Below are 23628 nucleotides of genomic sequence, written 5' to 3'. Positions count from 1 at the left end.
TTTATTTGCAATTATATCGAAAGAGATTGTTGAGAACAATCTACTAAAGTGCTATTTTTAATAAGAATAAATTTATTTAATCCTAATGAAGGTGATGAGACTTAACATGTACCAATACCTTAATGAAACGTTCCAAAAACACAATTTTGACCAAGGAAGTCTACAGGACGGGGAACTAAATAACTGTACATTTGAGCAGTGTTCCTTCAAGGGAAGCTCTATGGAAGAGATGACTTCCATCGGCTGCCGATTTATAGATTGCGATTTTACTGGAGCCATGCTCAATGCATCACACCATAAAGGCTCGGCTTTTACTAACTGTAAGTTCACGGGTGCGAATCTGTTCGTATCGAAATTTGAAGATTGTAAAATGGTAGGCTCTGATTTCTCAAATGCTTATTTGGACGGGATCACACTTATCGGCGGGGACTGGTCCTACACGAACCTGAGACATACCAATCTTAGCAGACAGGATCTGCGCGGGATTCGATTTACTGAGGCCGATCTAATGGGTTGTAATTTGCAAAAAAGTGATCTTCGAGGGGCTGATCTGAGCCGTGTACAGCTGTCTCAATGCAAGCTTAAGGGGGCTGACCTACGGGATGCTATTGTTGAAGGAATTGATTTGAAAAGTTTGGATCTGCAAGGTGTTCGTATGGATATAGATCAGGCTGTACTGTTAGCACGCTCTTTTGGGGCTAAGGTAGGGAACTAGGAATAGGGGCATCAGCTGCTAATGTTGTAGCGGTTGATGCCCCTTTAGATTGTTATCAAGAAATACATATGCACATTGTATGAAACTTCTTATGTATATTTGCTTGCTTAACGGTTAACGCAGTCTTTTTCTGGGTTTGGCCCACCATTTAATCCAAAGAAAACCTTCGTCATCACGGAAAAATTTAATGCCTACCCAGCGTAAGGGTGTCCATAGTTCTCTAAAGTAATATGAAGGCATAGTCTATTAGACCCTCCTATATAGTCAATTAATACTATATGTTACGCTAGTTTTAATGAAACTTCAAGACAATTTTACTTATAATTACATATTATGAATCTACGAGAAGTAAATTGCTCATGTGAGCAGGACCAATAGCCCTATGTTAGTTGCATGCTTCATTTAATTCTTTTCAGCTACTTATGTCACATTCGAATTATCAAATACTAACACGCGCTCTTTGGGCGCGTGTTTTGACGTTTATTTTGAATGGAATCTAGCAATGACGCTCTATTAGTAGGGATATGCACAAGCATTTCATTATGCTCAGCATTTAATAAAAGGAGAGGAAGTGATGAAATGACGGAGACCGAGTTTATTGCGAAGATCGCAAATTTTGCTGTGAAGGACATGCAGATCAGCAAGGTTCCAGCATCGCTAACGATAGCTCAAGCGGCGCTGGAATCGGGCTTTGGCAGCAGCGGATTGACTGTTAAGGCCAACAATTTGTTTGGGATTAAAGGTAGCGGACCAGCCGGTAGTATTACTGTGCAAACTACTGAATATGTTAATGGTAAAGCTGTTAAAGTAGAAGCTCTTTTTCGGGCCTATAACAACTGGGGAGAATCTGTTGCGGATCATTCCGCGTTGATTGTGAATGGTGTTTCTTGGAATCGTAATCTTTACAGCAAAGTGCTTGGTGCTAGTGGCAAGGTAGCCGCACAAGAGATTGCTGCCGCTGGTTATGCTACCGACCCAAACTATGCAGCAAAGCTAATCCAAATCATGAATACCTACAATCTGTATAAATATGATGATGAAGCCAAGGAAGGTGATGACGAAATGTCGGCAGAGGATAAACAAAGGCTGGCTAGTCTGGAAACGGAAATAAAAGAATTGCGTGCTCTTATTGTGAGCCTTACGGATAGCAAGGATACGCTAAAAACAGGTATGCAGGAACAAGGCCAGTCGATTACTAAGCTTTCAGATCGTGTGACTTTAATCGAAGGCCGAGCAGTGATGAATGTACCCCCATGGGCTGAAGCGGCAGTAAAAGCAGCGAGTGCTGCAGGGCTGCTAGATACACCGTCAGGTGGCAGTTATGACTTCTATCGCATAATAACAGTGCTGAACCGTGCAGGCTTACTTGCTTCTGGTAGTGGAAAATGAAATAAGGAGGATTAAACACCATGTATAATGATGCTCTCAACAGTGTGCTTGCCTTTGCTTCCGTGCTGGCTGTTTTCGTAATGGCACTTGTACAACTTGTGAAGAATAGCGTGCGACTTCCGCGGAATATTGTACCGGTTGTTGGATTAGCTATTGGCTTGCTGGTTGGAGCAGTGGCCTATCCGTTCACTGATATGAATCTGATCCTGCGGCTATGGGCTGGAGGGCTAGCAGGACTTTCGGCGACGGGGTTATTTGAGCTTGCTTTTAACAAAAGGGATGGAACCAAAACAGATGATAAATAGACTCGGCCTATCAGTTATATAAAACAATCGTTTTATACAGGTATTGTGACTATGCAATCTATCGAGAACCCTAATATATTATCTTATGTCAATTATAAAGGGGGTGCAACAATGGGAACTTATCTTGATGCAAGAACGTCGCAAAATGCCAGCCTCGCCAACTCTATAGCCATTCCTATAACAGTTCTAAATACTCCACAGCTGTTTGGACAGATTGGGTTGTTGACTGCAGGAGTGACTACAAATCCGCGTGTGCTGCTTAAAGGAACGATCTCTGTAACGCTTCCTTTAGCTTTAGTGGGTATCACAATTACGATTGTAAGGGGAACCTTGCCGACCGATCCGCTTATATATTCTGCTACTTCAACTTTTGGTCTAAGTATTTTGGCTCCGCAAGTCATAACCTTTTCAGCAGACGATTTCTTACCTGCAATCACACCTCAACTCACTTATACAGCATTTGTTTCATCTAATCTACTCGGCACAGTTCGTGTGGGTCCAGAAAGCTTTGACGGTATTTTAGTTTCTGATTAATTGCAGAGCATTTAACCTCACTGGTTGCCAGTGGGGTCTTTTTTTAACCGTTCGCCCAATCTTCTAAGAAGATGATTACATATCTTATGATGTATTCTAAAATACGGAGGAGGTCTTCTCATGGGTGCAGAATTTGGCGGGGTTGGTGGCGCTTTTACTTCCACAGGCGCAATCTTAGTGTTGTTCATCTTGTTAGTTATTATTACGAGCGCATGTATATTCTAAAGATATAAAAAAGTCTGCTTCTGGCATTCGTGCTGGAAGCAGACTTTCTTTATGGCACTATTTCGATTTATGCCATGCAAAGCAAAAGTCGTTAGGATTCTACTCTCGTATTGAAGTACATAAAAAATGCTGATCCGGATTTCTTCCATTATTGTAGTATTAATCATTGTCGTAACGGTGGGAAGCTTTTATTTCTATCATGTAACCCCGAACGTGACTGTCTAACAAAGGGCTGCCGAAAGGTGGTCCTTTTGTGATGTATATACTCTTTAGCGAATTTATTGTGTGAGTTTGCTTTTTATTCACATTTAAATGCAATATATAAATTGCATTATGTAATAAATATATTATAATTCTGGTTATAGGGAGGGATAATAATGAAAAAAAGTAAAATGAATGATGAACGAGTTGTATCTCAAAGAAGAAAGATTCAAAGTGATGCTTATCAAATATTAGTATATTGTTTGCTGATTTCAGTACTGATTCAACAATTCATAATGAATGCTCCGTTTGAGCAATTTGCAGTCGAGTTTTTCTGTTTAATTGGTAGTGGAATATATATAACGATACGGCACTTGTCTGTTGGTGTTGATATTTGGGATTCCCGAAGAAACACAAATAAAAAGCTGTTCATAAACAGCATTATTTCAGGCGGAATTTGTGTTTCGTTGCTTATAGTTTTGGCGGGAGAAAGAAATGTATGGAGCATTATTTTAATCTTTGTATCTTTTACAATTGTTTATTTTCTTACACACCTAGTGTTACGGAATATAAACAAAAAAAGACAACAGCAAATCGATGATGAATTAGGTAGTGATGATACAGTTGAATGAAATGCGCGGATTTTTTATCCTCATCTATGAGCTTTAATTTTATCGGAGGGAGTTGAATACGCTGCTGAAAATATGGCACGTCGCAGATCTCCGAAAGGATAAGCACGAGAGCCTATATTTCCCTATGACCGTGATCTTTGAGCCAAGAGGCAATTGCAGAAATTTGGGGTATTCCTAAGGCGGCAGCATTCGCAAGCCACTATGTGCGTTCTTCTTACTCATTGTCCGATACTAGTAATTTTGTATTGGTTATTCCATATATAATAATAACTTTTAATGTCTTTAAACATAAATTCGGGGCCCTATCTCTAGGGCCCCTTTCATGGGAGAGGAGAAACCGGACGAAGAGCTTATGGGGAAACGTAAGCCTGCTCCGCGGTTGTCTACGACATTTGTGGTGTCGATAATTACATGATGTCCCTGGAAGCCCAGTCTTATACATAAGGAAGACTTATTTATCAGAAAGTCTTGATCTTTCCATTTTTCATATCTAGACAAATTTTTTATTTCATCGCGCAAATGTGTTACGATAGGCGTGGACTTATGCCCTTTTGGGTATAACAAACAGAGACATAGAGCGGGTGATTGACGGTGAGAGTGGTATCGGGAAGTGCAAAAGGAAGACCACTAAAAAGTGTGCCGGGAAGTGGAACAAGACCTACAACCGATAAGGTGAAGGAAGCTGTATTCAGTATGATCGGTCCATATTTTGAAGGTGGAGCGGTACTGGATTTGTTCGCAGGTACAGGTGGTTTGGGTATCGAAGCTTTAAGCAGAGGGATGGAAAGTGCCGTATTTGTAGATATGGATCCCAAGAGTATTGACACCATTCGTGCCAATTTGAAGGCGACTAATCTTGAAGCGAGTGCGCAAGTGTATCGAAATGAAGCAGGAAGAGCACTCAGTGCATTGGAGAAGCGGGGACGTGTTTTTGATTTAGTTTTTCTAGATCCTCCCTACCGATTGAAGCACGGAGATGAGCTGATGCTATCTATGGTAGAAAAAGGAATGCTGCAAGAGGACGCAATCATTGTTCTGGAGCATGAATCAAGTTATGCCTATCCTGAGGATATCCCAGGATTTTATAGGCTGCGTCAGGCCGTATACGGAGAAACGACAATTTCTATTTATCAGTATGAAGCTAATCCTTCTGTGGAAAGCGAGACTGATGAGGAGGTAGAGAATGAGTCAGCAAATTAGAAAAGAACGTGTTGCCATCTATCCAGGCACCTTTGATCCCGTGACTATGGGACATATGGATATTATTCGGCGCGCATCCAAGCAATTCGACCGTTTAATCGTAACGGTGCTTAATAATTTGAGTAAGAACCCGCTGTTTACTGTAGAAGAGCGGACAGAGCTTTTAAGACAGGCAACAGCTGATATTCCCAATGTGGAAATCGACAGCTTTAGGGATCTATTAGTCAATTATGTTCGTCAAAAAGATGCTCAAGTCATTGTACGTGGTATTCGTACCGTAACTGACTTTGAATATGAACTGCAAAATGCATCCATCAACCATAGTCTGGATCCGGATGCGGAAACGATCTTTATGATGACTAATCCGAAATATTCCTATTTAAGCTCCAGCGTTGTAAAAGAAATTGCCCATTTTGGTGGGAATGTGTCTGACTTCGTGACGCCTGAGGTGGAACGGGCGATGAAGCTTAAATTTAATCGAGCCGATGGCGAAAAGCGCTAACGAGATAGATCGTTGCGGATAATGCCAGTAGGATGATTAGCAGAAGCGATTGCAAACTAAGCAACTGAGGAAAAGAGCTCCATATGGCAGTTACATTAATGGTTCTGTTTGGTATGGATTGTGAATCAGCGAGCGCAGGCAAAGCGGCTTCACTTATTACTAAAAGTGGTTTCCATAGTAGCAGTGTTAATAAAAAAGCATAAACGCCATGCATCAGGCGTACGACAGCATAGGGGAGGAATCGGACATTTGCTTGTTTAAGCAACGTCAGCACCTGTAGCTGCGCGCAGAGCCCGCTCCAGCCTAGTGCAGCAGAGAGAAAGGCCAAGCCTAGTACACCTGATGCTCCGGCTCCGATGCTCGAGAGCCCTTTGCTTATAGCGTCGGCTCCTAAATGAATCTCGAGCAAGCTCGCTGGCAGAGCGGCTGGCAATGCAGGAAGTACCGTAGTTATGATATTGATGACCACGGCGAACATAATCATGTAACCGCCCACAACCATCAAATTTTGTACCGCTGTAGCTACTGACTCCCCAAGAAGTCTACCGAAGCTTCGGCCATCTCTTGATCTGGCTTCAGTGGCTGCAAATTGGACACGACTATATAAAGAAGGTCGTTTGGTATTCGTGCGTTCCTTTACAGAAGGCTGCGGATTGTCTAGCCGGCCATTTAAAAGAGCGTCTGTATAACTGGCCAGAAGTCCTGAAACCCAGTGGATAGCAAGTAGAAAGTAACCTGCTGTAGGACTATGTAGGAAAGCTACACCAATCACAATGAGCAGGGTTACTGGACTGGCGAAATGCGTAAGTGAAGCAAGACGAGCGGCTTCCTTGTCCGAAATGCTGCCCTGCCTATGAAGCTGCATTACACCTCCGGCCCCGCCGGGGAATCCAGCGGTGATCCCAAGCGCCAAAGTCCAACCACTCGCGCCAGGTAGTCGAAAGACCTTTTTCATCAATGGTTCCAGGAGCACTCCGAAACCATGTACGAAGCCCGAAGCGGTTAGCATCTCAGACAGCATCAAGAAGGGTAGAAGTGCAGGGAATACGAGTGTCCACCAGAGCTTTAACCCTCGGAGAGAAGCCTCGAAAGAGCTTTCTGGTGAGATGATGATGGCAATGGCTAACAGGATTGCGATCACCCCAGATAAAAAAGGTGTGGAGCGACTAGCTAGCCGGCGTATTTTAATATTGTTCATTTCTAGAATCACCTCTTCATAACTTAAGGCATAGCGGATGTGTTATCAATTTATGCAGAGTAGACAACCATCATGCCAAACCACTAGTCGAAGCGGTAATGAAGTTCAAACATTCAACTCCTAATTGTGCCGTGGGAAAGAAGGGAAGAGTAGTGAAGCAGTTGAAGCATCGGCCGGGATTCCGTGCCACAGCTTACCTCTTTACGTTTGTAGTTATCGTGTATGTATTTGTTTTTATGAACACCCCGTACATTGTATATCAACCGGGTAGTGCCTCTGAAGTTGCCCCTATGATTAAAGTGGAAAATGCTGATCCAGCTGAAGAAGGAACCTTCATGATGACTACAGTATCTGCTAGTTACGCTAATGTGGCGTTACTGGTCGCCTCTGTTTTTAACTCCAATTCAGAGGTTGTGCGGAAAGAAACACGGTTAGGAGATAAGTCTGAAGATGAGTATGCTGCGGAGCAGGTTTTTTATATGAACAGCTCGCAATCTTACTCCGTTCAGGCGGCCTATCATGCTGCAGGAATTCCGTATGAGGATGTTGTGGATTATTTGTATGTTTTTTCAGTTCCGGTTGCCAGTAATAAAGGACAATTCCAGCCGGGTGACAGAATCATAAGTGTAGAAGGCCAGAAGGTACCCGATCCAGAAGCACTTTCTGCTTTACTTTCAACCAAAAAAATCGGTGATCAGGTCGCTGTTGTTTTACAAAGAAACGGTAAGGAAGTAAAGGAACAAGTGACACTTGTCGAGATCAAAGATAAAGAAGGTTCTGCAGTCCGACCTGGTTTTGGAGTCACTATAGCCGCAGTTCAAAAGGTAAAACCTAAAGAACAAGGCAAAGCGGTCAGCTTTGTGGATACGAATGTTGGTGGACCTTCTGCAGGACTGATGTTCACTATGGAGATTTACAACCGGCTTACGCCTGGTGATTTAACCAAAGGTCATAGGGTTGCAGGAACGGGCACGATCGACGCTGAGGGTGTGGTTGGTGCTATCGGTGGAGTGAAGCATAAGATTGTTGCTGCGGATCGAGAAGGGGCGGAGATTTTTTTCGTTCCTGTTAAGAATTACGACGAAGCCAAAACGAAAGCTGATAAAATCGGCACATCTATGAAGTTGGTACCCGTATCGACACTGGATGAAGCACTGAAGTATATGGAGGAACTACCGGTCAAACCATGACCGGAGGTTCCAAATAATCGCGATACAGATCGGTTCTGTGCGGTTCTCGAAAAGCTCCTGCGAAAGCAGACGCGGCTTGAAGGTCTCGTTCAAGTTGTGGATGGGAGCACAGTGACGGCCGCATGATGATGGGTAAGGTTGCTTTTTGTTTCATCTCTTTAAGGAGAACTCGTCCACTTTCTCTAAAACCAAGGATTCGAATATATCCGGGCCCCTCCGCTAGTACAGAAGGGGTCATTTCTTCCTTTGTATGATTTAGCAAAATGTGCAGTAGTAGACGTTGCAGTCGTGTATGCGTATAACGCTTGCTCTTAAGGGCTTGAAGCAAACCCGAGATAGAGAATTGCTCAAGATCGGGCATAAGGCGAAGGATTCTATTCTCCAAGCCTTCATTCATGTCTTGGATGGTTCGTAGCTCGGCAGCGGTACGTGTAGAGAGCAGGTGACGGAGGGGACCTCGGAAATGCTCCAATTCCAGAGGACCTCTACCTGCTGCATGCTCTCTTTCTAATATGGACACGCTATAATCCGGCATGTATGCTGCTGGAGAGCCGCCTTCTTGCAGCAGCTTGCGAATAGCAGTGGCGCTTGCGATCGATGAGTCAACTTGCAAAGGATCATGGAATCCGGCTGCCGTTCGCGGAACGGTTAGCGGCTCGATCTTGCTATTTAGCCGCTGCAAGGCGATGAGATAATGCAAGCCAAGGCTGTTATTCGGCTGACGCAGCAACTCGCCAGCATCGCCGGGACTCTCCTCTTCATGGAGAGTCCCTTCAAAGGCCACCGCCGCCGCTGCGCTGTACGCGGCGGGGAAGCTCGCTCCGAGCGCCATGCGGCGGCGGATCTCGCCCTGAAGTTCGCTGCTTTCCTCTGCCAGATACCTGGCCAGAGGAAGCAGCGAACCCAAAGTGCCGGCTTCGGAGCCGAAGCACAAGCTGTCCACGACTCCGGTCGCTTCCAGCAGTGCAACTGCTCCGAAGGCGAACCATTCTGCCGGCTGTACAGCATAGGCCACCGGCAGCTCAATGACGAGGTCGGCGCCCATTCGTAGCGCCATCTCTGTCCGGGCTTGCTTGCTTACCGCCGCCGGCTCGCCGCGCTGAGTAAAGGGACCGCTCATGACGACGATGGCGCGCTCAGCGCCAGATAGTCTTTTGGCTTCGGTGAAGTGATGGACATGTCCGTTATGTAATGGATTGTATTCTGCTATTATTCCAACTGTTGTCACTGCTGCTTCCCTCCGTATGTAACCATTATTTAAAATATAAGTGGAGATTAGTAGGATTAATATTTAGAAACTCAGTTCGCATATGCTGTCATTTTGATTTACACTAATAGTTATATCATAATTCTCTCCAATTCCTGAAACAATATAAAGGGAAAATGGTTGACAAAGGTATATAATACTAGGTATAATAAATTTTGTTTGTTTGGGAGTGATAAGTTATGCAGATTCACTTTCGCAAATTAGCGAATGCCGACGAACCGTTACATATTCACGATGTTGTGGATGTCAGCGAGGTAGTCAAAGGGCGCAAGGATATTCTAGCTGTTGCTCCGCTCTCAGTGGACCTTAAAGCGCTGCCCGCGGGAACCGATTGTGTGAACGTGGTGGGAAAACTGAGTGGAGATGTGGACATGTTATGTTCACGTTGTCTCACGGAGGTCAAAAGTGATTTGAACATTCCTTTTGCTGAGACTTTCAAGTGGCTTAAGCAGCCAGTTCTTCCAGATGATGACGAAGATGAGGAACTCATTTACGTCAAGGATGAGGTTGTGGATCTTATTCCTTATGTGGAAGAAAATTTCGTACTGCACTTACCGGATTCGGTATTGTGCAAGGCAGACTGTCTTGGTCTTTGTCAGAAATGCGGACAGAACTTGAACGAAGGCACCTGCAGTTGCGACAACACAGTGATCGATCCTCGACTCGCTGGGTTGAAAGACTTTTTCAAATGAAACATTACAACAAAACACATTCTGCTCTGAGGAGCAGGCTGACAGAAATATCACAAGGAGGTGGAACACATGGCAGTACCACAACGTAGAACGTCTAAAACACGCCGTGACAAACGTCGCACCCACTTTAAGTTGGTTGTGCCGGGCATGGTGAAATGCGAACAATGCGGAGAGTTGAAATTGGCTCACCACGTATGTAAAGTTTGCGGAACTTACAAAGCAAGAGAAATCATCAAACAATAGTTTCGGAATAAATAGTACTTCACTATCGGTGAAGTACTATTTTTTTTGAAATATAAGAATATATAAGTTTCACGCTATACATTATCCTTATATTTTTTGCATAAACGCTTACCGTCTATTAGGGACGCTGAGGCGTTTATGCTTATCCAAACATAAGCCGCCCAGAAGTCAATGCTTTATTTTTGGTGCGGCATGCTTTATACTACATATTAGTACCTGGTTCTAAATAATGTTTATGGTTATTTGACCTAATATAACAGCGGCCATTCAAGCGGCCGAATGCTTTCTTTAAAATATAAGAAAGTATAAGTTATGCACCTATACTTGATGTCTTATATTTCTCGCTTAAACGCTTTTCGTCCATAAGGACACCGAAGGCGTTTATGCTTGGCACGTGCCAGGAGGTGAGCCGCAATCGAGCGGATGTCCAAGAAAGAACGTCAGCAACAGCTGCTACATATAATCGCAGGTAATCCTTTTGTAACGGATCGGGAGTTGACTCGTCAGCTAAAAGTTAGCATTCAGACGATTCGGTTAGACCGAATGGAGCTGGGGATACCGGAACTGCGTGAACGAATGAAGCAAATGGCAGAGCACTCCTATGATCAGGTGCGCTCTTTGCCTGCGGATGAAGTCATCGGAGACATTGTGGATTTACAATTGGACAAGAGTGGGATTTCGATATTTGAGATTCGCGAAGACCATGTGTTCTCTAGAAATGGGATCGCTCGTGGTCACTATGTGTTTGCTCAAGCGAACTCGCTTGCGGTTGCCGTAATCAACGATGAAATTGCTCTGACCGCTTCAGCCGATATACGTTTTGTACGCACAGTTCAGCTAGGTGAGAAGTGTATTGCCAAAGCACAGGTGCGGTCACTCGCCGGTAGGGGTGGCAAAGCAGAGGTGGACGTATTCACCTATGTCGGAGAAGAACTAGTGTTTCAGGGCCATTTTATAGTGTATCGGTCCGCAAATGATGAACACAGTGAAGGGGGTAACCATAGTGCTGATCGCCATTGATGCCATGGGCGGGGACAACGCTCCTGAATGTAATGTCGAGGGGGCGTTGTCCGCGGCCGCGGAATGGAAAGATACGCAGATTGTGCTCGTTGGTGACGAAGCCAGATTAGAGCCACTACTCAAAGACAAGCCATCTAATCTGACAATACGTCATGCAGGAGACGTCATTGGTTCAGATGAAGAGCCGGTTAAGGCAGTTCGTCGTAAAAAAGACTCATCCATGGTTGTAGCTGGACGAATGGTGCGTGAAGGTGAAGCAGATGCTATGATTTCGTCGGGTAACACGGGTGCGCTAATGACCACAGGACTCCTCGTAGTTGGCCGGATGCAGGGAATTGAACGTCCTGCACTGGCGCCTATGATTCCAACGCTTGACGATGTTGGCGTACTGGCTCTTGATCTTGGTGCTAACATGGATGCGAAGCCTGAACATCTGGTACAATATGCGCTGATGGGCAGCATTTACCGGAGCAAGGTTCATGGTATTGCTAAGCCGCGTGTGGGACTTCTGAATGTAGGGACGGAGCCTGGAAAGGGTAACGAACTGACGAAAGAAGCTTATCCGCTGCTTGAGAACTTGCCAGGCATTCATTTTATCGGTAATGTTGAGGCACGTGACGTACTGACAGGGAATTGCGATGTGCTTGTCTGCGATGGATTTGCCGGTAATATTTTGCTGAAGTCTCTTGAGGGTACGGCGGGCGCTTTGTTCTCTTTGCTCAAGGAGCAATTTAGTCGTTCCCTGAAGACTAAGCTTGGCGCGGCTATGCTGATGCCGGAGCTTAGAGCTTTAAAGGGTAAAATGGATTACAAAGAGCACGGTGGTGCACCACTACTCGGTCTTAGCGGATTGGTAGTGAAGGGCCACGGATCTTCTGACGGAAATGCAGTTAAGAATGCGGTAAGACAAGCGCGGATTGCTCTACAAGCCGATCTTGTGCCAAGTATATCCAAGGAAATTAGCGGGAAGTGAGTGACGACATGAGACAGTTGCGACCGGTTGGAATTATAGGAACTGGCAAATATGTACCTGAGAAAATATTGACAAATAGCGATCTGGAAAAAATAGTGGAGACTAACGATGAGTGGATCGTCAGTCGGACAGGCATCCGCGAGAGACATATTGCTGCGCCTCACGAGGCAACTTCTGATCTAGCATATGAAGCAGCACTCAAGGCACTTGATTCCGCTGGAATGAAAGCCGAAGATTTGGATCTTATTATTATTGCAACAGTAACACCTGATAGTGCTTTCCCTTCTACAGCCTGTATTTTACAGGATAAGCTGGGTGCTAAAGGCGCTGCGGCTTTTGACTTGTCAGCAGCCTGCTCTGGTTTTGTATACAGCTTAGCTACTGCGGTTGGCTTTATTCAGAACGGAATGTACAACAATGCACTTATTATAGGTGCGGATACTTTATCCCGCATCACAGATTATACAGATCGCAATACTTGTGTCTTGTTTGGTGATGGAGCAGGTGCAGTTATCATTGGTGAGGTTCCGGAAGGTCGTGGTTTCCAATCCTTTGATCTGGGTGCTGAAGGCTCTGGAGGGAACTTGCTTAAGCTAGAAGCCGGCGGTTCGCGCTTGCCTGCCTCTCAGCAAACCGTTGAAGATAAGAAGCATTTCATTTATATGAATGGCCGTGAAGTCTTTAAATTTGCTGTTCGTGTAATGGGCTCAGCTACAGAACGTGTGCTTACTAAAGCTGGTCTGGGTAAGGAAGATATCGATTTGTTCGTACCTCACCAAGCGAATATTCGTATCATTCAATCCGCTATGCAGCGTCTTGATTTGCCACCAGAGAAATGTGTAATCAATGTTGATAAATATGCCAATACTTCGGCTGCCTCCATTCCACTTGCGCTTGTTGAAGCGGCGGAAGAAGGACGTATGAAAGAAGGCGACACCGTCCTGATGGTTGGATTCGGCGGGGGCTTGACTTGGGGCGCATCTGTGTTGATCTGGTAATAAGCTAAGACCGTTATACGGGAAGGAGTTCATACTTATGAGTAAAATTGCATTCGTCTTTCCCGGTCAGGGAGCACAAGCAGTTGGAATGGGCAAGGATGTTTATGATGCTCTTCCAAACAGCCGTGCAGTGTTCGAGAAAGGGGATGAAGTTCTCGGATTTCCACTAAGTAAGCTGATTTTTGAAGGACCGGACAGTGAGTTGAAGCAAACGGTAAACACGCAACCAGCGCTTCTTACAGCAAGCGTAGCCTATCTTGAAGCTCTACGTGAACAAGGTTTGAAGCCGGATTATGTTGCTGGTCATAGCCTTGGTGAATACAGTGCACTAGTAGCTGCGGGTGTGTTGTCATATGAAGATGCTGTAACACTTGTACGCTTGAGAGGTCGTTTCATGGAAGAAGCTGTTCCAGGAGGACAAGGTGCAATGGCTGCAGTGCTTGGCGCAGAACGTGAAGCGCTGGCAGCATTATGCCAAACTATCTCTGAAGAGAATGGTGTTGTAGAACTGGCTAACGTTAACTGTCCTGGTCAGATCGTTGTTTCCGGATCTCAGGAAGGCGTTAATGGTGTTGTGCAGCGTGTTAAAGAAGCTGGTGGCAAGCGGGCAATTCCGCTAGAAGTAAGTGGACCTTTTCACTCTTCTATGATGAGAGCTGCTGCAGATCGTTTGGCAGAAGAGTTGAAGAAAGTAACCTTCAACACTCCAAATGTACCTGTCATCGTTAACGTCACTGCATCACCGGTAACAGATCCCGAAGAAATTCGCGAACTGCTTGTTCGTCAGGTGTATTCTCCTGTGCTTTGGCAAGACAGTATTGAATGGTTGATTGCGGATGGTGTTGACACTTTTGTTGAGATTGGTTCTGGCAGTGTTCTGGCAGGTCTGATCCGCAAAATAGATAAAACAGTCAAAGTAATCAACATTAATACACTTGAAAGTGTCCAAACTGTTTTGTAAGAAATGGTTTAACATTTTGACAACAGCATCACGATTGAAAGGGGATTAGACTATGTTTTCAGCATTGCGGGGCCAAACGGCCCTTGTAACTGGCGGCTCACGTGGCATTGGTCGTAGTATCGCGCTTGCTCTTGCAGAACACGGTGTAAAGGTGGCCGTGAACTATGCAGGAAGTGAAGCAGCGGCACAGGAGACTGTGGCCCGTATTGTCGAGCTTGGCTCGGAGGGTATTGCACTTCGTGGAGATGTCGGCAATAGTGAACAGGCCGAGAGCCTTGTGAAAGAGGTTCTTAATACCTGGGGACGTATTGACATTGTTGTCAATAATGCCGGCATTACTAGGGACAACCTGATTATGCGCATGAAAGAGGAAGAGTTCGATCAAGTGATTGAGACGAATCTGAAAGGTGTGTTTAATTGCCTTAAAGCAGCAACACGTCCGATGATGAAACAGCGCTATGGCCGAATCATTAATATTTCCTCGGTTGTGGGCGTGACAGGTAACCCTGGTCAGGCTAATTACTCTGCAGCTAAGGCTGGTGTCATCGGTTTAACGAAGGCATCGGCTCGTGAGCTTTCTTCGCGGGGCATCACCGTCAACTGTATTGCTCCTGGGTTTATTGATACAGATATGACACGTGAGCTCTCTGAAGAAGTTCGCAGTGAGCTAGAGAAGGGCATTCCACTAGCTCGCCTTGGGCGTCCGGAAGAAGTAGCTATGACAGTTGTTTTCTTAGCTTCTGAAGGCGCCGCTTATATGACCGGCCAGACACTACACGTGGATGGCGGGATGTATATGTAATTCTCCTTTGAAAATATAAGAAAGTATAAGTTTCACACTATACTTTATCTTTATATTTCTTGCTTAAACACTTACTGTCCTTATAAGGACGCCGAAAGCGTTTATGCTTGGGAGAAATTACACTGTTTTAAAGATGAAATGTGAGGGATCAGGAAAGCGTTTTTTGCGGTCTATGGTATTTTGACCTCATATCTCGTATAATACCAAAAGAGGAGGTGAACCGGATGTCCGATGTATTAGAGCGTGTAAAACGCATTGTCATCGACCGCTTAGGTGCCGATGAAGCTGAGGTAACATTAGAAGCGTCTTTCAAAGATGATTTAGGTGCTGATTCTCTTGATGTAGTAGAATTGGTTATGGAATTGGAAGATGAATTCGACATGGAAATCTCTGATGAAGATGCAGAGACGATTACGACCGTGGGTGAAGTTGTGAAGTACATACAATCTCATACCTAGAGTCATATGATTGAGAGTCCCGTTCCAACTTGGGCGGGGCTTCTCCTCATTTATACAGCATTAAAGTTGTATTACAGGTTGCCATGTGCAGCTTCATAGGGATTATAACAGAACCGCAGAAGCTTTAATGATGCGGTGATCGCTGTTCATATAGTAATAATTTGCAGTATATAAGTACTGAATATAATGTATACAGCCTATAGATGGGGTGATTGTGTTTGAGTCATAGAGTGGTTGTAACCGGGATGGGCGTAATTACGTCACTGGGGAAAGACTTGGAGACGTTCTGGGATAATCTGATGAGCGGTAAATCAGGTGTATCGATGGTTGAAGCGTTTGATGTCAGCGAATACACTACGCAAATTGCTTCATCAGTTAAAGACTTTGATCCGGAGGCGCTTTTTGGCCGCAAGGAAGCCCGCAAAATGGACCGTTTTGTACAATTTGCAGTGGCTGCTGGTGAAGATGCATTGAGAGACAGTGGACTTAAGATCGGTGAAGATATCGATGCTGAACGGATCGGTGTATCTGTTGGTTCGGGTATCGGTGGTCTTGGTACTTGGGAAGACAATCATAATCTGTTGCTTGAAAAAGGGCCAAAACGGGTTAGCCCGTTCTTTATCCCGATGATGATCGCTAACATGGGTTCTGGGCAGCTGTCCATTAACCTCGGTGCAAAGGGACCGAATACGACTACAGTGACGGCCTGTGCTACAGGAAGTCATTCCATTGGGGAATCATTCCGTCTGATTCAACGTGGAGACGCGGATGCTATGATCTGCGGTGGTTCGGAAGCGACCATTCGTCCAACAGGAATGGCAGGATTTTGTGCAATGAGAGCAATGTCCACTCGTAATGATGAGCCGGAGAAGGCTAGTCGGCCATTTGATGTAGATCGCGATGGTTTCGTTATGGGAGAGGGCGCTGGGATCTTGATTCTGGAATCCCTTGAACATGCTGAGAAACGTGGAGCGAAGATTTATGCTGAGGTAATCGGCTATGGTCTAAGTGCTGATGCTCACCATATGACTGAACCGGATCCAGATGGTGCAGCTCGCTGCATGAAGATGGCAATCCGTGATGCTGGTATCTCTCCTGAAGATATTGATTACATCAACGCACATGGTACTTCAACGCCTGTAGGAGATCGATCAGAAACGGCTGCTGTTAAGAAAGCATTAGGTGAACATGCCTATAAAGTAGCTATTAGCTCAACGAAATCCATGACAGGTCATCTTCTAGGTGCTGCTGGTGGAGTAGAAGCTATTATCTGCGGACTCTCTTTGCAAAAAGGCATGATTGCTCCAACAATTAATTTGGACAACCAGGACCCGGAATGTGATTTGGATTATGTACCAAATGTTCCACGTAAAGCGGATCTTGATATCGTAATGTCGAATTCGTTTGGATTCGGGGGACATAACGCAACAGTTATTCTAAAAAAATATAATCAGTAAGGGGACAGCGCGGTGAAAGGAGAACTGAAGCAGTTACAACAGCAACTTCAAATCCAATTTCACGATTCTGTGCTTCTGAAGCAGGCCTTTACCCATGCATCTTATGTGAATGAACACCGTTTCAATCAGCATCAGGACAATGAGCGCCTCGAATTTCTAGGGGATGCTGTACTGGAGCTGACGGTTTCTGAATATTTGTACAATCTGTTGCCAGATCGACCTGAAGGGGAACTGACCAAGCTACGTGCCGCTATCGTATGCGAGCCTTCGCTGGTTAAGTTCGCTGAGAGTTTAGGTTTTGGCCGTTATGTACTGCTGGGAAAAGGGGAAGAACTTACGGGCGGACGTACTCGCCCGGCCCTGCTGGCTGATGTGTTCGAATCCTTCGTGGGAGCGCTTTATCTTGACCAAGGGCTGGAAACTGTACGGTCTTTTCTTGATAATCACGTATTTCCACTTGTGGAGACGGATGGGAAACTGCAAATGCAGATGACCGATTATAAGACGGAACTGCAAGAGCTAATTCAGCAGCACAATATGGGTACGTTGGAATATCGGATCATTGAAGAACGGGGACCCGCGCATGAGCGTGAATTCGTCTCTGAAGTGTTAATGACTAACCGTTCACTTGGTAAAGGGAGCGGCCGCTCGAAGAAGGAAGCAGAGCAGCAGGCTGCAGCAGCTGCACTGTTGCATCTGAAAGAAGATGGTGCCTGAATTTTGCATCATGTGGACAAGCGGAGGAGAGCAGCAAAGGTCTGAATACCGGCGTTTAGGCGGAGCTCAGACCGTTGCTGCTCTTTTTCGAAAGAATAGCCAAGCTTCATTTTGAAGCTATTTTAGGCGAATAAACGCTATGGTATAATGGGTCAGAGGTGATAGGCAAGTATGTTTTTGAAACGGATAGAATTAGCTGGTTTTAAATCATTTGCCGACAAAACAGAAATGGAATTTGTGCGCGGAATAACGGCCGTAGTGGGTCCGAACGGAAGCGGCAAGAGCAATATTTCTGACGGCATACGCTGGGTACTCGGCGAACAGAGTGCTAAATCACTGCGTGGTGGCAAGATGGAAGATATTATTTTTGCCGGTAGTGACGCGCGTAAAGCTGTGAATTATGGTGAAGTATCACTTACGCTCGATAATGAGGATCACACGCTTCCACTGGATTTCAGCGAAGTTACAGTGACTCGGCGTGTTCACCGCAGTGGTGAGAGTGAATATTTAATTAATAAGCAATCCTGCCGACTGAAGGATATCACAGAGCTGTTCATGGATACTGGTATCGGGCGTGAGGCTTATTCGATTATCGGACAGGGTCGGATTGAAGAGATTCTGAGTACTCGTTCCGAGGATCGGCGAGGCATCTTCGAAGAGGCATCGGGTATTGTAAAATATAAATCTCGCAAAAAAGATGCAAGTCGAAAGCTTGACGATACGGAGCAAAACTTGCTTCGTATTCACGATTTGATTAGTGAGCTTGAGGATCAGATTGGTCCCCTTAAGGATCAATCGGAGAAGGCCATTCGCTTTAAAGAGCTTCGGGAACAACTGAAGCATCAGGAAATTTCAGTCTATGTGCATCAGATTGAAGGCATTCACACAGCTTGGCAGGAAGGTAACGCTAAGCTCGAAACTTTAAAGGATGAGCAACTGGAATTATCTACAGTTGTCTCAGCCCATGATGCCAAGCTGGAAAGCGGACGTGCTGAACTGCGCGCGTTAGAAGAACAGATCGAGAAGCAGCAAGAGCAATTGCTCCGTTATAGTGAAGCTTATGAGAAGAGCGAAGGTTATGGGGAAGTGTTGAAGGAACGCAAGCGCAATCTTGAGAGCAACCGTGAACAGTTAATGCTCACATTAGGTTCTGTAGGTGAGCGTTCTGCGGACCGACAGCGTGAGCTTGGGGATTTAGAAGCTAAGCTCGAAGCGTCCCGGCTTAAGCTTGTTGAGCTTCGGAAACAGATCGAAGCGGAAGAGGCAAGACTCGAAGGTGTCGCTGACGGTATTAGTCAGAGCCAGGAGGAGAAGCTGAAAAGTGCTCTCCTGGAGTTAATGAACCTTATGGCGAATGCACGTAACGAAATTCGTTACGCGGATCAACAGAAGGAGAACCTGGAGCGTCGTATGAGCCGCAGTGAAGAAGAAAGCGGCAAATGGACTGCACGGCATGATGAGCTGTCTGCTAACCAGAAAGGGCTAAAAGACAAGATTGCCCAGCTTGGAAAAGAACTAAGCAATCTTCGTGGTGCTTATATTACTGAAAGTGAACAACTTAGTAAACGTCAGAAGCTGATTGAAGAGACGCAATCAGGTCTGAGAAAGTGGGAACAGAAGCGGGAAGCACAAGTCTCCCGTCACGAGACCATGAAAGAAATGCAGGATGATTTCGATGGCTTTATGCTTGGGGTTAAAGAAGTTCTCAAAGGAGCTCGTAAAGGACAGCTTAACGGTGTGCATGGTGCGGTTGCTGAACTCATCTCCGTTCCTGAGAAGCTGGAAATGGCTGTTGAGACTGCGATGGGTGCATCGCTGCAACACGTGGTTATGGATAATGAGAGCGTGTCTCGTCAAGCGATATCTTTCCTGAAGCAACGTCAATTGGGACGAGCTACTTTTCTACCACTCGATGTTATCCGGCCACGCCAAATTTCCGGTAGCGACCGAGGAATGGTGGAAGATGCTGAAGGTTTTGTTGGAATTGGTTCCGAACTCGTTGGATACGATGATAAGTATGCAAGTATTGTTGGCAGTTTGCTTGGTAATGTAGTTATTGCTGAGAGCCTGGAGCAGGCTAACCGCATCGCCGCTAGATGCCAGTATCGTTATCGTGTGGTTACGCTAGAGGGTGATGTAGTCAATGCCGGGGGCTCCATGACTGGTGGTAGCCAACATAAGAAGAACAATAGCTTACTTAGTCGTAAACGCCAGCTGGATCAGCTGAGCAGTGAGATCGAAGAGAGCGAGCGTCAAATTGTTAAGCTGAAACAAGGCATATCCAGACTTCGTGAAGAGCAGGAAAACGCTAGCGTGAAGCTAGAGGACCTGCGCCGTGATGGTGATGAGAAGAGACTGGAAGAGCAACGTGTTTCTGGCGATTTGAAGCAGCTTGAACAGGAGCTTCGGCATGTGCAGGAACAAGTGGAGAGCACAGGCGCGGAACGTAGTGGCTTTGAAAGTGAGGTCCGCACGCTTGAGGAGACTCGGAAACAAGCCTCTGCTGAGCTTGAACGTCTCGAGAAGGAAGAGAAGGAAGCTCATGAGGGTATCCGTAATGCCGAATCGGCGCGTAAAGCGAATGAATCCGCTAAGGAAGAGTTGCAAGGTAAGCTGACCAGTATGAAGGTTTCGGAAGGCAAGCTCGATCAGGAGATCTTCTCCTTGGAGGAGCAATTACGTCGTCTAAGACAAGATGCGGGTTCACAGGATAAAGAGCTGCGCCAGAATCGAAATCTGTTACATACGATCGAACAGGATTTGGCTAGTAATGCTTTGGAAACCGTGAAACAGAAAGAAGATTTGAATAGTTATCGTCTGAAGAAGGAAGAGACAGCCGGTACTTTGGATCTAGCTCGGGCGGAACGTTCAGCGTTAACCCGTAAGCTTGAGCTAGAGGAGGGCAAGACCAAGGATCAGCGTCAGGCACTTAGAGTCGTGGAGGACAAGTTGCGTTCTACTGAAGTTTCTGTGGGTCGTCTCGATGTTGAACTTGATAATATTCTTCGTAAGCTGAGTGATGATTACGAGCTAAGCTATGAACTAGCGAAGCAACGTTATCCTGTGCCCGAAGATGTGCCTGCCGCACAAGCAGATGTACAGCGTCTGAAACGCAGTATTTCTGCATTGGGCGAAGTGAACTTAGGTGCGATTGAAGAATATCAGCGTGTTCATGAGCGTTATACCTTCCTCAGTGGACAAAAAGATGACCTGGTCGAAGCCAAGACTACCCTGTATCAAGTTATCCGTGAGATGGAAGATGAAATGTCCAAACGCTTCAAACAGACCTTTGATGCGATCCGTAAACAATTCGGTACGGTATTCTCGAAGCTGTTCGGAGGCGGTCGAGCTGATCTCATGCTGCTGGATCCAGAACATATGCTTGAAACAGGTATAGATATCGTAGCCCAACCACCGGGTAAAAAGCTTCAAAACCTGCAGCTCCTATCTGGTGGGGAACGCGCCTTAACTGCGATGGCCCTCTTGTTTGCCATCCTGCAAGTGAAGCCGGTTCCGTTCTGCGTACTGGATGAGGTAGAGGCTGCGTTAGATGAAGCGAATGTCGTGCGTTTTGCACAGTATTTGCGTGAGTTCTCGGAACAAACGCAATTTATCGTCGTTACACACCGCAAAGGAACGATGGAAGAGGCGGATGTGCTCTACGGAGTAACGATGGAAGAAGGCGGAGTATCCAAGCTTGTCTCTGTACGTTTAGAGGATGAGGAAGCAGAGATCGCTTAACGGCTTGCCAAAATGGTGAGATTTTTAAGTATCTGCTTTCGAAGCGAGTTTTGTACGAAGTTGTTCGATGTAGTGATCCTATACAAAACTTTTAGGAGGAAACAAATGAGCTTTTTCAGGAAGTTAAAAGAAAGCATTTCCGGCAAAACGGAAAGTGTAACCAAACAATTCCGCGACGGATTAGAGAAAACCCGTAAAGGCTTTGTCGAGAAGGTAGCAGACCTGATTATCCGCCGTAAAAAAATAGATGAAGAGTTCTACGAAGAGCTGGAAGAAATCTTGATAGGTGCGGACGTAGGTGTTAATACAGTAATGACACTTGTCGAGGATCTGCGCGCCGAAGTGAAACAAAAACGAATTGAAGATGCAGCAGAGCTGCAACCCATTTTGTCCCGTAAGCTCATGGAATTGTTGCGCGGCGATGACGATAACAGCCTGAAGGAAAATCCGGATGGCATTACAGTTATCTTGTTCGTTGGGGTAAATGGAGTAGGCAAGACGACTACGATCGGTAAATTAGCACATCGTTACAAACAAGAGGGTAAAAAAGTTCTTTTGGCCGCAGGGGATACGTTCCGTGCCGGAGCGATTGAACAGCTCGAAGTTTGGGGTCAACGTGCTGGCGTAGACGTAATTAAGCAACAAGCTGGCTCTGACCCAGCCGCTGTTATGTTCGATGCTGTTCAAGCGGCTAAGCAGCGGAATGTAGATATCTTGATTTGCGATACGGCAGGCAGACTTCAGAATAAGAGCAATCTGATGGAAGAGCTCAACAAGATTTTCCGCGTTATTCAAAGAGAAATTCCTAGTGCTCCGCATGAAGTACTGATGGTGCTAGATGCGACCACAGGTCAAAATGCGCTTACTCAGGCCAAGCTATTTGGTGAAAAGAGTGGGGTAACAGGGCTCGTCTTGACGAAGCTGGATGGTACAGCTAAAGGCGGAATTGTAGTAGCCATTCGTCAGGAAATGAACTTACCAGTGAAGCTCGTAGGGCTCGGAGAAAAGATGGAAGACTTGCAGCCATTCGATTCTCAGCAGTTCGTGCATGCTCTTTTTGCCGGATTAATTGCTGAGGAAGATTCAGAAGAATCGGAAGAGTAAGTCTAATCCATCCCTACACATGATCATAAAGAAGTCATATTTACAAGGAATGTCCTCGAAGCTATATTTAGTTTATGAGGGCATTCCTTTTTTATAAAATATTTGTTAGTTGTTAATGTAGTGACCTCTAAGGAATTCTTAAAAAGTACAAATGCATCGCGTAGGGTATCCCTTTAAATAACAGCTTTCCCTCACTAATAAGCCTCCAGAAGCGATATTCTATAAATGAGGTACTGATAAATAAATTCCACTGCCCTATAATTGCACCTACAATAAGTCCTGCATTTACGAAATGATCTCCCTGTTCATTCTTTTGCAGTTGCAGAATTAAGGATAGAATGTCTTCGTCATAGTATGTTTCGGGTACATTCGTTAGCTGACCTTTGGACCAGACTCGAAGCATATCCTCAGTGTTGCTGATTTCTTGCCACTCCAGCTCATACTGTTTTCTCTGCGCGGAGGTAAGGGGTTGCGTATTTTCGGTGTTTTTGATAATAGTTTGCACAGCTTCGTTTGGGAGCTGACCCAGGGACTGGGGAGATAAGTCCATGCTATATTGTTCAGTAATCCCGGGAAGCTCCTCATAAGCTTCGATTGGATTTATAACATAAATAGGTTGCTTCCTCTCACTAAGAACAGAAAGTGCAAATCGTAAACCTGTCTGATCATGGGAGTTGTTTCCGCACCAAATAGTGATTTTTTTGTCCTCGGGAATTTCTTTTAAGGTCTGAATCATGGCTCCCAGTGTATGCTGGGGATTGAGATGATAACCCTGATCCGGAAATCGTTCCTGAAACCATAACTCACGGGCTTGACACCCTTCATCATTAGGTAATTTGCACAGCGGTCCAGCAGAGAACGTCTCATTAAATGAAAGTACTCTTATTAAATGACGACTGCCTACACGACTAAGTGCTACCTTCATCGAACCAGCTTCTGACAAGCCAAATAAAAGAAAAATATGATCCCGCCTAGCCTCTTCCTGCTCCATGGTCATAGTATATTTGTGATCCATTTGTTCACTCTCCTAACGCTCCAAATTATACCATATAACTGAAATCACCTTCCCAGACAACTATATAAAAAATACAACATATGAAAAAT

The 23628-nt window shown here is 45.4% G+C and carries 24 protein-coding genes; 21 read left to right on the top strand and 3 right to left on the bottom strand.

The features are described 5' to 3' along the window. Positions 1-106: 106 nt before the first annotated feature. The 8 genes from ACFWMP_RS01740 (at position 107) to coaD (ending at position 5703) form a co-directional block, all read left to right on the top strand. Positions 107-715: a pentapeptide repeat-containing protein gene (locus tag ACFWMP_RS01740; protein ID WP_076298872.1), complete on the top strand. Its 609-nt coding sequence runs from the start codon at positions 107-109 to the stop codon at positions 713-715. Positions 716-1294: 579 nt separating this feature from the next. Beyond that, a complete protein-coding gene (locus ACFWMP_RS01735) occupies positions 1295-2104 on the top strand; it encodes a glycoside hydrolase family 73 protein (RefSeq protein WP_379421757.1) in 810 nt (269 codons plus the stop codon). Positions 2105-2124: 20 nt separating this feature from the next. Then, on the top strand, positions 2125-2409 hold the full coding sequence (locus ACFWMP_RS01730; protein ID WP_339247685.1) for a holin: 285 nt from the start codon (positions 2125-2127) through the stop codon (positions 2407-2409). A 111-nt stretch (positions 2410-2520) separates the two neighbouring features. Continuing rightward, the gene (locus ACFWMP_RS01725; RefSeq protein WP_042187685.1) at positions 2521-2943 is read left to right on the top strand and encodes a hypothetical protein; all 423 of its coding nucleotides are present in this window, start codon (positions 2521-2523) and stop codon (positions 2941-2943) included. Positions 2944-3063: 120 nt separating this feature from the next. Further along, entirely contained in the window at positions 3064-3168 is a 105-nt protein-coding gene (locus ACFWMP_RS01720) for a sporulation protein YjcZ (protein ID WP_081951108.1), read from the top strand. Between the two features lie 377 nt (positions 3169-3545). Continuing rightward, positions 3546-4001 carry a DUF6773 family protein gene (locus ACFWMP_RS01715; protein WP_379421756.1) on the top strand — a complete coding sequence of 152 codons (456 nt, stop codon included), beginning with the start codon at positions 3546-3548 and terminating at the stop codon, positions 3999-4001. 591 nt (positions 4002-4592) lie between these two features. Then, complete coding sequence (gene rsmD, locus ACFWMP_RS01710) at positions 4593-5201, top strand: 16S rRNA (guanine(966)-N(2))-methyltransferase RsmD (RefSeq protein WP_042187689.1); 609 nt, start codon at positions 4593-4595, stop codon at positions 5199-5201. Further along, entirely contained in the window at positions 5185-5703 is a 519-nt protein-coding gene (gene coaD / locus ACFWMP_RS01705; RefSeq protein ID WP_042187691.1) for a pantetheine-phosphate adenylyltransferase, read from the top strand. The genes rsmD and coaD overlap by 17 nt, the downstream gene beginning before the upstream one ends. Here coaD and ACFWMP_RS01700 read toward each other — a convergent pair. Continuing rightward, complete coding sequence (locus ACFWMP_RS01700; RefSeq protein WP_379421755.1) at positions 5675-6901, bottom strand: nucleoside recognition domain-containing protein; 1227 nt, start codon at positions 6899-6901, stop codon at positions 5675-5677. The two genes, coaD and ACFWMP_RS01700, sit on opposite strands and share 29 nt — an antisense overlap. A 152-nt stretch (positions 6902-7053) precedes the next feature. Between ACFWMP_RS01700 and ACFWMP_RS01695 the strand changes: the two genes are divergently transcribed. Then, a complete protein-coding gene (locus tag ACFWMP_RS01695) occupies positions 7054-8091 on the top strand; it encodes a SepM family pheromone-processing serine protease (RefSeq protein WP_042187695.1) in 1038 nt (345 codons plus the stop codon). On the opposite strand, the gene ACFWMP_RS01690 is transcribed toward ACFWMP_RS01695, so the two are convergent. Further along, on the bottom strand, positions 8081-9319 hold the full coding sequence (locus ACFWMP_RS01690; protein ID WP_379421754.1) for a nucleotidyltransferase: 1239 nt from the start codon (positions 9317-9319) through the stop codon (positions 8081-8083). The genes ACFWMP_RS01695 and ACFWMP_RS01690 overlap by 11 nt on opposite strands. Positions 9320-9537: 218 nt before the next feature. On the opposite strand from ACFWMP_RS01690, the gene ACFWMP_RS01685 reads away from it, so the two are divergent. The 12 genes from ACFWMP_RS01685 to ftsY all read left to right on the top strand — a co-directional run bounded on the left by ACFWMP_RS01685 (position 9538) and on the right by ftsY (position 22524). Further along, positions 9538-10050 (top strand): YceD family protein, encoded by a 513-nt coding sequence (locus tag ACFWMP_RS01685; protein WP_042187699.1) that lies wholly within the window; start codon positions 9538-9540, stop codon positions 10048-10050. A 69-nt stretch (positions 10051-10119) separates the two neighbouring features. After that, positions 10120-10293: a 50S ribosomal protein L32 gene (gene rpmF / locus ACFWMP_RS01680; RefSeq protein WP_019911234.1), complete on the top strand. Its 174-nt coding sequence runs from the start codon at positions 10120-10122 to the stop codon at positions 10291-10293. Between the two features lie 423 nt (positions 10294-10716). Then, positions 10717-11313 (top strand): transcription factor FapR, encoded by a 597-nt coding sequence (gene fapR, locus ACFWMP_RS01675; protein ID WP_042127208.1) that lies wholly within the window; start codon positions 10717-10719, stop codon positions 11311-11313. Then, positions 11297-12286 (top strand): phosphate acyltransferase PlsX, encoded by a 990-nt coding sequence (plsX, locus tag ACFWMP_RS01670; RefSeq protein WP_042187701.1) that lies wholly within the window; start codon positions 11297-11299, stop codon positions 12284-12286. The genes fapR and plsX overlap by 17 nt, the downstream gene beginning before the upstream one ends. 8 nt (positions 12287-12294) lie before the next feature. Then, positions 12295-13284: a beta-ketoacyl-ACP synthase III gene (locus ACFWMP_RS01665; RefSeq protein WP_139328492.1), complete on the top strand. Its 990-nt coding sequence runs from the start codon at positions 12295-12297 to the stop codon at positions 13282-13284. Between the two features lie 37 nt (positions 13285-13321). Beyond that, complete coding sequence (gene fabD / locus ACFWMP_RS01660) at positions 13322-14245, top strand: ACP S-malonyltransferase (protein ID WP_042187705.1); 924 nt, start codon at positions 13322-13324, stop codon at positions 14243-14245. A 52-nt stretch (positions 14246-14297) separates the two neighbouring features. Continuing rightward, positions 14298-15047, top strand: coding sequence for a 3-oxoacyl-[acyl-carrier-protein] reductase (gene fabG / locus ACFWMP_RS01655; protein ID WP_042187706.1), 750 nt, complete (start codon positions 14298-14300; stop codon positions 15045-15047). A gap of 224 nt (positions 15048-15271) precedes the next feature. Further along, positions 15272-15505, top strand: a complete 234-nt coding sequence (locus ACFWMP_RS01650) for an acyl carrier protein (protein ID WP_036686493.1) — start codon at positions 15272-15274, stop codon at positions 15503-15505. Between the two features lie 218 nt (positions 15506-15723). Beyond that, the gene (fabF, locus tag ACFWMP_RS01645; RefSeq protein WP_076282776.1) at positions 15724-16962 is read left to right on the top strand and encodes a beta-ketoacyl-ACP synthase II; all 1239 of its coding nucleotides are present in this window, start codon (positions 15724-15726) and stop codon (positions 16960-16962) included. Positions 16963-16974: 12 nt separating this feature from the next. Next, complete coding sequence (gene rnc, locus ACFWMP_RS01640) at positions 16975-17679, top strand: ribonuclease III (protein ID WP_042127220.1); 705 nt, start codon at positions 16975-16977, stop codon at positions 17677-17679. Positions 17680-17850: 171 nt separating this feature from the next. Then, complete coding sequence (smc, locus tag ACFWMP_RS01635; RefSeq protein WP_379421753.1) at positions 17851-21420, top strand: chromosome segregation protein SMC; 3570 nt, start codon at positions 17851-17853, stop codon at positions 21418-21420. A gap of 105 nt (positions 21421-21525) precedes the next feature. Beyond that, the gene (gene ftsY, locus ACFWMP_RS01630; RefSeq protein WP_341054385.1) at positions 21526-22524 is read left to right on the top strand and encodes a signal recognition particle-docking protein FtsY; all 999 of its coding nucleotides are present in this window, start codon (positions 21526-21528) and stop codon (positions 22522-22524) included. Between the two features lie 127 nt (positions 22525-22651). On the opposite strand, the gene ACFWMP_RS01625 is transcribed toward ftsY, so the two are convergent. After that, a complete protein-coding gene (locus tag ACFWMP_RS01625; protein ID WP_379421752.1) occupies positions 22652-23539 on the bottom strand; it encodes a DUF1835 domain-containing protein in 888 nt (295 codons plus the stop codon). Between the last annotated feature and the right edge of the window lie 89 nt (positions 23540-23628).

The organism is Paenibacillus sp. NPDC058367, assembly GCF_042723305.1.
Taxonomy (GTDB): domain Bacteria; phylum Bacillota; class Bacilli; order Paenibacillales; family Paenibacillaceae; genus Paenibacillus_AQ.
Note: the sequence above shows the minus strand (reverse complement) of the source record. Positions and strands in the feature narration are given on the sequence as shown.

Bases quoted from the DNA above. Each gene is read 5' to 3' on its own strand.
- ACFWMP_RS01715 (WP_379421756.1), top strand. From the start codon at position 3,546: ATGAAAAAAAGTAAAATGAATGATGAACGAGTTGTATCTCAAAGAAGA.
- rpmF (WP_019911234.1), top strand. From the start codon at position 10,120: ATGGCAGTACCACAACGTAGAACGTCTAAAACACGCCGTGACAAACGT.
- ACFWMP_RS01725 (WP_042187685.1), top strand. From the start codon at position 2,521: ATGGGAACTTATCTTGATGCAAGAACGTCGCAAAATGCCAGCCTCGCC.
- ACFWMP_RS01735 (WP_379421757.1), top strand. From the start codon at position 1,295: ATGACGGAGACCGAGTTTATTGCGAAGATCGCAAATTTTGCTGTGAAG.
- ACFWMP_RS01650 (WP_036686493.1), top strand. From the start codon at position 15,272: ATGTCCGATGTATTAGAGCGTGTAAAACGCATTGTCATCGACCGCTTA.
- coaD (WP_042187691.1), top strand. From the start codon at position 5,185: ATGAGTCAGCAAATTAGAAAAGAACGTGTTGCCATCTATCCAGGCACC.
- ACFWMP_RS01685 (WP_042187699.1), top strand. From the start codon at position 9,538: ATGCAGATTCACTTTCGCAAATTAGCGAATGCCGACGAACCGTTACAT.
- ACFWMP_RS01700 (WP_379421755.1), bottom strand. From the start codon at position 6,901: ATGAACAATATTAAAATACGCCGGCTAGCTAGTCGCTCCACACCTTTT.
- ACFWMP_RS01720 (WP_081951108.1), top strand. From the start codon at position 3,064: ATGGGTGCAGAATTTGGCGGGGTTGGTGGCGCTTTTACTTCCACAGGC.
- smc (WP_379421753.1), top strand. From the start codon at position 17,851: ATGTTTTTGAAACGGATAGAATTAGCTGGTTTTAAATCATTTGCCGAC.
- fabG (WP_042187706.1), top strand. From the start codon at position 14,298: ATGTTTTCAGCATTGCGGGGCCAAACGGCCCTTGTAACTGGCGGCTCA.
- ACFWMP_RS01625 (WP_379421752.1), bottom strand. From the start codon at position 23,539: ATGGATCACAAATATACTATGACCATGGAGCAGGAAGAGGCTAGGCGG.
- fapR (WP_042127208.1), top strand. From the start codon at position 10,717: ATGTCCAAGAAAGAACGTCAGCAACAGCTGCTACATATAATCGCAGGT.
- ftsY (WP_341054385.1), top strand. From the start codon at position 21,526: ATGAGCTTTTTCAGGAAGTTAAAAGAAAGCATTTCCGGCAAAACGGAA.
- ACFWMP_RS01740 (WP_076298872.1), top strand. From the start codon at position 107: ATGTACCAATACCTTAATGAAACGTTCCAAAAACACAATTTTGACCAA.
- ACFWMP_RS01665 (WP_139328492.1), top strand. From the start codon at position 12,295: ATGAGACAGTTGCGACCGGTTGGAATTATAGGAACTGGCAAATATGTA.
- ACFWMP_RS01730 (WP_339247685.1), top strand. From the start codon at position 2,125: ATGTATAATGATGCTCTCAACAGTGTGCTTGCCTTTGCTTCCGTGCTG.
- fabD (WP_042187705.1), top strand. From the start codon at position 13,322: ATGAGTAAAATTGCATTCGTCTTTCCCGGTCAGGGAGCACAAGCAGTT.